The following is a 9471-nucleotide window of genomic DNA, read 5'->3' as shown; positions in this document are numbered from 1 at the left end:
GCTCCTGGAGTTGCGTCCGTCACCCAGGACCACCGGCGACGGCTTCAAAACAGCTGCGAAAGCCTAATGGCTCGACGAGCACCACGCAAGAAACGCGAAGCGGGACACGTGTGCCCCCCCGGAGAAACTCCGGGGGGGCACACGATCAGTACCAGTCGCTGCGACGGCGGCGAAGCGGGATGCGCGTCAGGATGATGCCGAGAATCAGGCTGCCAACGGTCACCGCCGCGCCGGTCATGAACCAGCGCCGCTGACTGTCGGCCTGCATGACCTCCACCTGCCGACGGTACTCGTCCGCGGAATCACGCGCATCGACCAGCTCGCTCTCCAGACGTTGGTTCTCGCGCTGGATCTCCTGCGGGCGCGCCGCCACGTCACGCAGTTCCTCGAGCTCGGATTCCATATCCGCCACCTGCAGCTCGAGATCGTCACGCTCGGACTCGAGTTCGCCGCGGATATCCAGCAGTTCGGCAATCCGGCCCTCCTGGTCGTCCGCGCCCGAGCGGATCTCGGCCAGCTCGCTCTCGACCTCTTCCAGGCGTTCCCGGGAATGCGGTTCATCCTGCAGGTAGCGAGTCAGAATCCAGGCCTCGGTACCGCTCGGCAGGCGAATACGGGTATGGCCATCACCGCTCTCCTCGAGCACCGTGACCTCCTGCCCGGAGCGCACCGAACTGATGATGCGGCTGTTCGGCCCGGTGCCGTTGCGCACCCCGACCTCCAGCTCGTCGCTGACAAAACGCGTGGTCTCGGCCATTACCGCCGTCGCGGTCAACCCACCCAGGACCAGTATTCCGGTTACCGTCAGCCCGCGAATCACCCGCTGCACCTGCATGCCCATGTCCTGCCTCTCACCTGGTAGCCTGATCCGGCCATTTACTTGAGGGAGCGCATTCTACAGCGGCATTTGCGCCGCGCGGGAATGCTCCGTCTATGGGGTGATCCCCGTCACATTCCGGGGTCCGCCCCCCGGGAAGACGCTGCATGTCCCATCAGCCGCTCGCGTACCGCGCGCGGCGGAAAGGTCACCAGCTCGAACAGGGCCGGCAGGAGCCGCCGCAGCTGCAGCGCGATCACGGCCAGCAGGTGCAGCACACCCGTCAGTAGCGCCAGCACGATGCCAAGCAGTCCCCCGACCAGCACCCGTACCGCCTGCAAGAGGGAGACCAGCCACAGCGGCGCAAGTGCCATCACCAGCGGAACCACCAACCCGACTGCCGCGCCGACCAGCTGCTCGGTCCAGTACAGCGTGGGCGGAGGCGCCACTTCTCCGGCCAGCAGCGTCTCCAGCAGCTCGTTCCGATAACGCACCCACTCGAGGTGAAAGCCCGCCAGTCCGGACAACGCGACTACAGCACCCAGCACCAGTAATGCCATGACAACCAGCCCCATACGGGCCCAGTTGTCGCGCTCCATTACCGCCTGCGGCAACAGCCGGATCGCCCCTCGGCTTTCGGCCAGCAGCCACCCGCTCACCAGCGCAATCCCCAGCAGCAGGGCAATGATCCGGTCCGACAGCGCGCCGGGCCCGGCATCCTCGGCGGCCGGGAACTGCCCGGCGAACGGTGGCCCGAAGAGCTGGTGGTACACGATGACCGCCAGCCCCGTCAGTGCGAGGCCCACCAGCCCCAGCAATCCCTGACTGACGGCCTGGGCATACGACGGCAGCTGGTGCCGGATCGAAGGCTCGGTCTGTTCACAGCGCGCCAGGGCACGGTCCAGACGATCGCCCTGGCGCTGCAGGTCACCGAGGCGCCTTTGCAGACTTTCCAGCCGATCCACCAGCTGGTCCACCGGCGACTCCAGCCGCCGCCGGGCCGCCAGCATGCCCTGAGCAAGTTGCCTATGCTCTTCCATGCCCAGGCGCGCAATACGCAGGATCGTCTCCTGGATATCCTGCGCCAGTCGCTGGCTCTGCGGGGTATCGCTAACAGGGGTACTGGCCAGCGCCTCGAGACGGCTCACCCAGGCGGGCTCCTCGAGCAGACGGGTCTCATCGTTTTCATAAGCCTCGCGCAGGGCGCGCAAGGTGTCGGCCGCCTCCTGGCGAAGCTCCGGCATCTGCGCCAGATCATGTCCTACCAGGTGGCCATAGCGACGCTCCAGAGCTTCCACCGCCCCGTGGATTCGGTCCGCTTCCAGACGTGCCAGATAGCCGCGATGCCAGCCCGTCACGGCATCCCGCAGATGCACGAGGTGTCGCCGCAAGGCACAGCACACGCGCACCAGCCCGCCCGTGATCGCGAACAGCACCGCGCGCACCGGTTCTCGCGCCCAGTCCAGCAGCACGATGGCGATGATGATCGCCAGAGTCACAATCAGGATCGTGATAGCCACGCCACCCCCTCGTCGATTCTGCCTGGTACCCGGACGCGCCGAGCCCATCCCCGCACGGTTTGCGACCGGCTCCCGCCCGCCGCCGGTTCTCTCCGGCCGCGATTATGGCCGATCCAGCCTCGCGACGCGCGGCCCACCCCACGTGCTCAAGTTTGTCGCCGCGACGCCGATAGGAGGTGTAAATCCCCGGAGAACTTCGATGCTGCAGACCGATCTACTCCCCGTCGCAGGCCCCGAACCCATCGGACAGCCCGGCTGGCTGGACGCCGGCTTCACTGCCGGCTGGCTGCCCGCGTTTCGCCATCGCGGTACCGGAGAGGTGCATGCCAGCCATCTGGAAGACGGCCGCCTGGCCTGCACTCATATTCTCGACACCCTGCCCGCGGGGTGGATCGCCGAGCGCGACGCCGAAGGACGCCCCGGCGCGCTGGTGGCCGACATCCAGGCGGGCTACCTGCGCGGCTCGCGCTTCTACACGCTGGCCGAGCTGTTGCGCTACCCCTGCGATGCCTGACGCCCGCGGCTGAACGGCCGCGAACGCGAGCGCGCCACGCCGGCCGGTAACCGGCGGAATTGCTTTTGCGCGCGGGTTTCGGTCCAATACCGGGCTTTTCCCCGAGCGGCGCCCCCATGCAGAAGAATCAGTACGATCGCGACGAACTCCTGGCCTGCGGCTACGGCAACATGTTCGGCCCGGGCAACGCCCAGTTGCCGGTCCCCAACATGCTGATGATGGATCGCATCCTGGAGATCAACAGCGACGGCGGCGAGCATGGCAAGGGCCAGATGATCGCCGAGCTGGATATCGACCCGGACCTGTGGTTCTTTGCCTGCCACTTCCCCGGCGACCCCGTGATGCCCGGCTGCCTGGGGCTGGACGCGATGTGGCAACTGGTCGGCTTTTACCTCGCCTGGCTGGGCAACCCCGGACGTGGCCGCGCCCTTGGCGTGGGCGAGGTGAAGTTCACCGGTCAGGTCCTGCCCACCGCGAAGAAGGTCACCTATCGCATCGACATGAAGCGGGTGATCTCGCGCAAACTGGTGCTGGGCATTGGCGACGGCATCGTCGAGGTCGACGGCCGGCCGATCTACGAGGCCCACGACCTGCGCGTGGGCCTGTTCACCTCCACCGAAAACTTCTGACCTGAGCGGCGAGCCTGCTCCGGCAGGAAGCTAGTCCGTCGCCAGCGGCGCGGGCGTGGCGTCCGGGTGAAAGCGGTGGCCCTGGCGCAGGCAATAGCGCAGCCACTTGAACAGAAACCGGTTGTGCCGCCAGCGGCAGCCCAGCCCCGGGTGTCCCGCGATGGTATCGATCACCAGATCTTCGCCGCTGCGCCGGCAATGACGCCCCAGTACCTCGGCCTGCCGCGCATCGTGAAACAGGCGCACCCGGGCATCCGGTTGCAGACGCGGTTCGTCGCGCCCGGCAAAGGCATAGGTGAGTCGGAGCGTGGTCGTGTACCGCGTGCGCTCCAGCACCTCCAGGTGCAGATCCAGCGCTCCCTCGACCCGCGAGACCGCACGCACCGGCTGACGATGCAGCTCCGGGCACAGACGGCGTACCGACAGGTAGTTTTCCTCGTACATCTCCATCAACGCCGCGAAGGTGACCGGGCGTGGTTCGAGATGGGCGGGGGTGCGGGTATCCAGCAACATGCCGCGCAGTCTAACAGCCCCCGGGCAAACACTGGCCAATGTACCCGCCCGCAATAGTGTCCCGTTTTCCACGATCCACCCTTCGCTGCACCATTGCCAACAACGCCGGGTCCAAGTTGGCCGGTGGATGGCGTCTGCCGAAAACCATACGCAAACCCACCGCCAGGCACGGGACACCCCCGACCCTTTTTGGTACCGTCGAACAAGACGGGATTCACCGGTGCGCGTTAACCAACAAGGACTCACGACTCCATGGATATCAGTGTCGTCACGACCCGGCCATTCACCGACCAAAGGCCAGGCACCTCGGGCCTGCGCAAGCGGGTACGACAGTTCCGGCAGCCCCACTACCTGGAAAACTTCATCCAGAGCATCTTCGAGGCGCACCCTGGCCTGTGCGAAGGCGAGCTGATCCTCGGCGGCGACGGACGCTTCCACAACCGCGAGGCCATCCAGACCATCCTGCGCATGGCCGCTGCCAACGACGTCAAGAAGGTCGCGGTCGGGCATGCCGGCCTGCTGTCGACACCGGCCGCCAGCCACCTGATCCGCTCGCGCGGTGCCGCCGGCGCCATCATCCTCTCGGCCTCCCATAACGCAGGCGGGCCCGAGGGCGATTTTGGCGTCAAGCTGAACACGGCCAACGGCGGACCCGCGCCGGCCAGCATCACCGATGCCATCTTCGAACGCAGCAAGGTGCTGACCCACTACCGGATCGCCAGTGGCACGCCGCACGTCGACATCGACCACCTGCACAGCACCCATCTCGGCGAGATGTCGATCGAGGTTGTCGACCCCGTGGGCGCCTATGCCGACCACATGGCGGCCCTGTTCGACCTCGAACGCATTGGCGAATTGCTGCGGTCGGACTATTTCCGTATGCGCTTCGACGCGATGCATGCGGTCACGGGGCCCTACGCCGAGGAGATCCTGATCAATCGCCTGGGTGCCCCCGGCGATACCCTGCTACGCGCGGAACCGCTGGCCGACTTCGGCGGACGCCACCCGGACCCGAACCTGGCCCATACCCGCGAGCTGCGAGAGGCCCTGTACGGGCGCAACCCGCCGGACTTTGGCGCGGCCTCCGACGGCGACGGCGACCGCAACCTGATCCTGGGCCCGCATTTCTTCGTCACGCCCTCCGACAGCCTGGCCATCATGGCGGCCAACGCCCATCTGATCCCCGCGTTCTCCGACGGGCTGAAGGGTGTGGCGCGCAGCATGCCGACCAGCCAGGCAGTGGACGTGGTCGCCGAGGCGCTCGGCATCCCCTGCTTCGAGACCCCCACGGGCTGGAAATTCTTCGGCAACCTGCTGGACGACGGCCGCATCCGCCTGTGCGGCGAGGAGAGCTTTGGCACCAGCTCCGATCATGTGCGCGAAAAGGATGGCCTGTGGGCCGTGCTGTTCTGGCTGAACCTGCTGGCCGCCCGCCGCCAGTCGGTGGAAGAGATCGTGCGCGACCACTGGCGCGACTACGGCCGCCACTACTACACCCGGCATGACTACGAAGGGCTGGACACCTCCCGCGCCGAACAGGTAATGGCGCGCATCGGCGAGCAGCTCTCGAGCCTCCCGGGGCAGTCGCTCGCCGGCATGCGTGTCGCGGAGGCGGACGACTTTGCCTACCGCGACCCGGTGGACGGCAGCGTGACCGAGCACCAGGGCCTGCGGGTCCTGTTCGAGGGTGGCGCGCGCATCGTGTTCCGCCTCTCCGGGACTGGCACCGAAGGGGCGACCCTGCGCATCTACATCGAGCAGTACGAGACCCACCCTGAACACCTGGACCGCGAGCCGCAGGAGCTGCTGCGCCCGCTGATCGAGGCAGCCGTGCGACTGGGTGACCTGCCGGGCCTGACCGGTCGCGACAAACCCGATGTGATTACCTGACCCAACCCGCGGTCCACCGCTGATGGACATCGTCGCCACCCGGCAGCGCTGGACGCATGGCTATGCGTTCGTGCTGGCCGCCACCGCCTCGGCGGTCGGGCTCGGCAACATCTGGAAGTTCCCCTACATCCTCGGCCAGAACGGGGGCGGCGCCTTTCTCGCCGTGTACCTGCTGACCATTGCGCTGATCGGCATCCCGATCATGATGGCGGAGGTCATGATCGGGCGGCGTGGTCGCCGCTCCCCCGGGTATGCGGCCCTCGCCGTCGCCCGCGAGGCGCGTGTCCGCGACGCCTGGCAGATGGTTGGCTGGATCGGGATCATCGCCCTGTTCGTGATCATGACCTTCTACGCCGTAGTCACCGGCTGGGTCTTCTCCTATGTGCCACGCGCCGCCAGCGGGGCCTTCGCCGGCGTGGACGCGCCCGAGGTCATCGCAATCTTCGAAGGGGTTCAGACGTCGCTTTCGGGGATGCTGCTGTGGACTACGCTGGGCCTTGCGGCGACCTTCGCGATTGTGGCCCTGGGGCTGCGCAACGGGCTGGAGCGCGGTGTGGCACTGGTGATGCCGCTGTTGTTCGCCCTGCTGCTGGCCGCCATGATCGGCGGTCTCTGGGTCGGCGACGTCGAAACCGCCCTAGACTTCATGTTCCGCCCGGACTTCTCCGCTCTCGACCGGCACAGCCTGGTAATCGCGGTCGGTCATGCGTTCTTCACCATGACCCTGGCTGCCGGCGTGCTGATGATGTTCGGCGCCTACCTGCCCAGGAGGACCTCCATCGCCGGCACCGCGATCGGGGTTGCAATCGCCGACACCGTGATCGCACTGATCGCCGGGGTCGCGATCTTCCCCGTGGTCTTTGGCTATGGTCTGGATCCGGCCGCCGGCCCCGGCCTGATGTTCGAGGCCCTGCCGCTGGCCCTGTCCGCGGTCCCGGCGGGGGTCATGCTCACCACGCTGTTCTTCGCGGCGCTAAGCCTCGCGGCCTTCAGCACCATGATCGCGAATGTCCAGGTATTCGTGCATCTATTGCACGACCACTTCGGCATCTCCAACCTGCAGGCCGCCCTGGGTAGCGCGCTGGCCATCTGGGGTTTCAGCCTGATCACGATCTTCTCGTTCACCGGGGCCGGCTGGGCCCAGATCGACCTGGTCGTGCTGGGGCGCGAGCTGCCAACGCTATACCACCTGCTGGAACACACGGCCATCAATATCCTGCTGCCCGTCAGCGGCCTGCTGATCGCGCTGTTTGCCGGCTGGATCCTGCCTGCGACCATCACCCGTGACGAACTGGGACGGCCGCCGATGGCCTTCCATATCTGGCGGCTGATCCTTCGCTATATCGCACCGATCGCCCTGCTGACCCTGTTCTGGCAGAACTCGGTGATCGTCAACCACCTGCCATTGACCTGAGCGACCACGCCCCGGCACCCCGCGCGGAACCCTGATTCCGGGGCACCCGTGGAACCGCCGCCACCCAGAACGCGGGGCCCACCGGTACGCCTTTCTGCTCTCGGCCAGACAGACCCGGAGGCACGTCCGCGTCTGAACCGCTGAGTCGCGGCGACCGCATGCGGGGCCGCCATCGCGGCTGCTCAGTCTGGCTGACCGTGTTCCCCTCTGCCGATACCGGCGTTCCTTGTCACGCCCACCTCACGGACACGGACGCAGACCGCACAAGGCCCCGTTAGAATGCGCGGATGAACGGCGAGTGGATGATCACCTTCGAGATCGCGGCGACGCTGTTTGCCGGACTCGGACTGTTCTTCGTCGGTATCCGCCTGATCAGCGAGCACCTGCGCCAGCTCGCGGACCAGCGACTGCGTGCACTGGTGGGGCGCGCGACGGGCTCCAATCGCGCCGCCGCCTTCCTGGGTCTTGTGGGCGGGGCGATCACACAGAGCATCCACGCGGTGATCTTCGTTCTGATCTCGCTGGTCACCGCCGGCGTGCTCGACGCCCGGCGTGCCCAGCCGGTGATCAACTACGCCAACCTCGGCACCTCGTTGCTGGTCCTGATCGCCGCGCTCGACCTGACCCTGATGGTCTTCATCCTGGTTGGGGTCACCGGGCTGATGTTCTACTTCGACCGCGACCAGTCCGCGCGCGTCCGTCACCTGATCCGCGCCCTGCTCGGCATCGGCCTGCTGTTCCTCGGGCTGATGTTCATCAAGGAAGGGGCCAAGCCCCTCACCGATCTGACCTGGATGACCGGCCTGATGTCGCTTTCGGCGCAGTCGCTGCTGATCGCGTTCGCCACCGGGCTCGTATTTGCGGTGATCGCGCACTCGGCCTCCAGCATCACGATCGTGACGATGGCACTGGCCGCCAGCGGCGTGATCGACCTCGAATACGGCCTGATGGTCGTCTACGGGGCCAGCTTCGGCACGGGCATCTCGACGCTGATCCTGGCCGCCTCGCACAAGGGGCTTGGGCGCCAGCTGGCGCTTTACCAGTTCATCCTCAAGGCGCTGGGCCTGATCCTGCTGCTGCCGCTGTTCTGGATCGAGTTCTACGGCGGCATCCCGTTGATCGCCTCGGGGCTGGAAGCACTCGCGATCGGCATCAGCCTGCAGATTGCCCTCGCCTACATCCTCTACCAGGTCGTCTGCGACCTGGCGATGCACCCGGTGCACGGTCCCGTCGCGCGCTTCCTGGAACGCACGGCACCCCCGACCGAGGAAGAGGCCCTGGGCAAGCCGCATTACATCTACGCCGGGGCGCAAAACGACGCCGGGTCCGCGCTGGTACTGGTGGAGAAAGAGCAGCTGCGCCTGCTCAAGCGGCTACCCGACTACCTCGACAGCGTGCGCGACGACAGCGACGGCGCCCGCCCCGAGCGCCTGGCCCTGCATCGCGGCAACCTGCAGGTCACCGAGGCGCTCGAACAGTTTCTAGACGAAATCCTCTCCGGAGCCCTGAGTGGGGCCACGCTCGATCATGCGATCGTGCTGAAGAACCGCAATCAACTGCTGCTGCAACTGGAAGACACCCTGAACGACCTCGCCACGGAGATCGAGCGTTCCCTCCATGCGGACGCCTCCGCCGAGGCCCGCGCCCTGACCCACAACCTGGTCGAGACGCTCCACATGATGCTGCTGACGCTGACCGACGCGGCACGCACCGGCGATACCGAGGATATCGCCCTGCTGCAGTCCCTGACCCACGACCGCTCGGAGCTGATGGACTCGATCCGTCGCCGTCTGCTCGCCTCCAGCGACCTCGACGGCCGCGTACGCGACGCGGTGTTCGGCGCCACCAGCCTGTTCGAACGGGGCATCTGGGTCCTGCGGCGCTATGCGCTGCTCCTGACGCCGCCGGTGGGGGCCTCCTACGAGGCCGATCCCGCCACCGCTCCCGCCAAGCCTTAGTCCTCTACCTCCGCTCTCACGGCGAAGCTCGTTCCCACACAAAGGCTGGGCCCGGTTCGTCATCCGGTGTTTACGTGCCTTCGGTCCGCATACTGCCGAGCGCTGTCTCGGCAGCGCACCCCGAGTTACTTCTTTGCTCGTGCAAAGAAGTAACCAAGAAACACGCCCGGGATTCGCCCAGGAACCTTGCTCCGGACGCGCCAGGCCGGCGGCGCT

The 9471-nt window shown here is 66.8% G+C and carries 8 protein-coding genes; 5 read left to right on the top strand and 3 right to left on the bottom strand.

Translation table 11 applies throughout. The features are described 5' to 3' along the window. Positions 1-145: 145 nt before the first annotated feature. Together G372_RS0107800 and G372_RS0107795 are read right to left on the bottom strand one after the other, a co-directional pair. Positions 146-835: a TIGR04211 family SH3 domain-containing protein gene (locus tag G372_RS0107800; RefSeq protein ID WP_026279076.1), complete on the bottom strand. Its 690-nt coding sequence runs from the start codon at positions 833-835 to the stop codon at positions 146-148. Positions 836-948: 113 nt separating this feature from the next. Then, the gene (locus G372_RS0107795) at positions 949-2337 is read right to left on the bottom strand and encodes a hypothetical protein (RefSeq protein ID WP_019623564.1); all 1389 of its coding nucleotides are present in this window, start codon (positions 2335-2337) and stop codon (positions 949-951) included. Positions 2338-2536: 199 nt separating this feature from the next. Here G372_RS0107795 and G372_RS0107790 point away from each other — a divergent pair, with 199 nt between their 5' ends. Next, on the top strand, positions 2537-2851 hold the full coding sequence (locus G372_RS0107790) for a hypothetical protein (protein WP_019623565.1): 315 nt from the start codon (positions 2537-2539) through the stop codon (positions 2849-2851). 116 nt (positions 2852-2967) lie between these two features. Beyond that, on the top strand, positions 2968-3480 hold the full coding sequence (gene fabA / locus G372_RS0107785) for a 3-hydroxyacyl-[acyl-carrier-protein] dehydratase FabA (RefSeq protein ID WP_018861710.1): 513 nt from the start codon (positions 2968-2970) through the stop codon (positions 3478-3480). Between the two features lie 30 nt (positions 3481-3510). On the opposite strand, the gene G372_RS0107780 is transcribed toward fabA, so the two are convergent. Next, a complete protein-coding gene (locus tag G372_RS0107780) occupies positions 3511-3993 on the bottom strand; it encodes a DUF1249 domain-containing protein (protein ID WP_019623566.1) in 483 nt (160 codons plus the stop codon). A 252-nt stretch (positions 3994-4245) separates the two neighbouring features. Between G372_RS0107780 and G372_RS0107775 the strand changes: the two genes are divergently transcribed. From G372_RS0107775 to G372_RS0107765, 3 genes are all read left to right on the top strand, one after another. Further along, positions 4246-5883, top strand: coding sequence for an alpha-D-glucose phosphate-specific phosphoglucomutase (locus G372_RS0107775; RefSeq protein WP_019623567.1), 1638 nt, complete (start codon positions 4246-4248; stop codon positions 5881-5883). Positions 5884-5905: 22 nt separating this feature from the next. Further along, positions 5906-7297 (top strand): sodium-dependent transporter, encoded by a 1392-nt coding sequence (locus tag G372_RS0107770; RefSeq protein ID WP_018865000.1) that lies wholly within the window; start codon positions 5906-5908, stop codon positions 7295-7297. 287 nt (positions 7298-7584) lie between these two features. Continuing rightward, positions 7585-9255: a Na/Pi cotransporter family protein gene (locus tag G372_RS0107765; protein WP_019623568.1), complete on the top strand. Its 1671-nt coding sequence runs from the start codon at positions 7585-7587 to the stop codon at positions 9253-9255. The last annotated feature ends 216 nt before the right edge of the window (positions 9256-9471 follow it).

It is taken from the genome of Thioalkalivibrio thiocyanoxidans ARh2, assembly GCF_000385215.1.
In the GTDB taxonomy this organism is placed as follows: Bacteria; Pseudomonadota; Gammaproteobacteria; order Ectothiorhodospirales; family Ectothiorhodospiraceae; genus Thioalkalivibrio; species Thioalkalivibrio thiocyanoxidans.
Note: the sequence above shows the minus strand (reverse complement) of the source record. Positions and strands in the feature narration are given on the sequence as shown.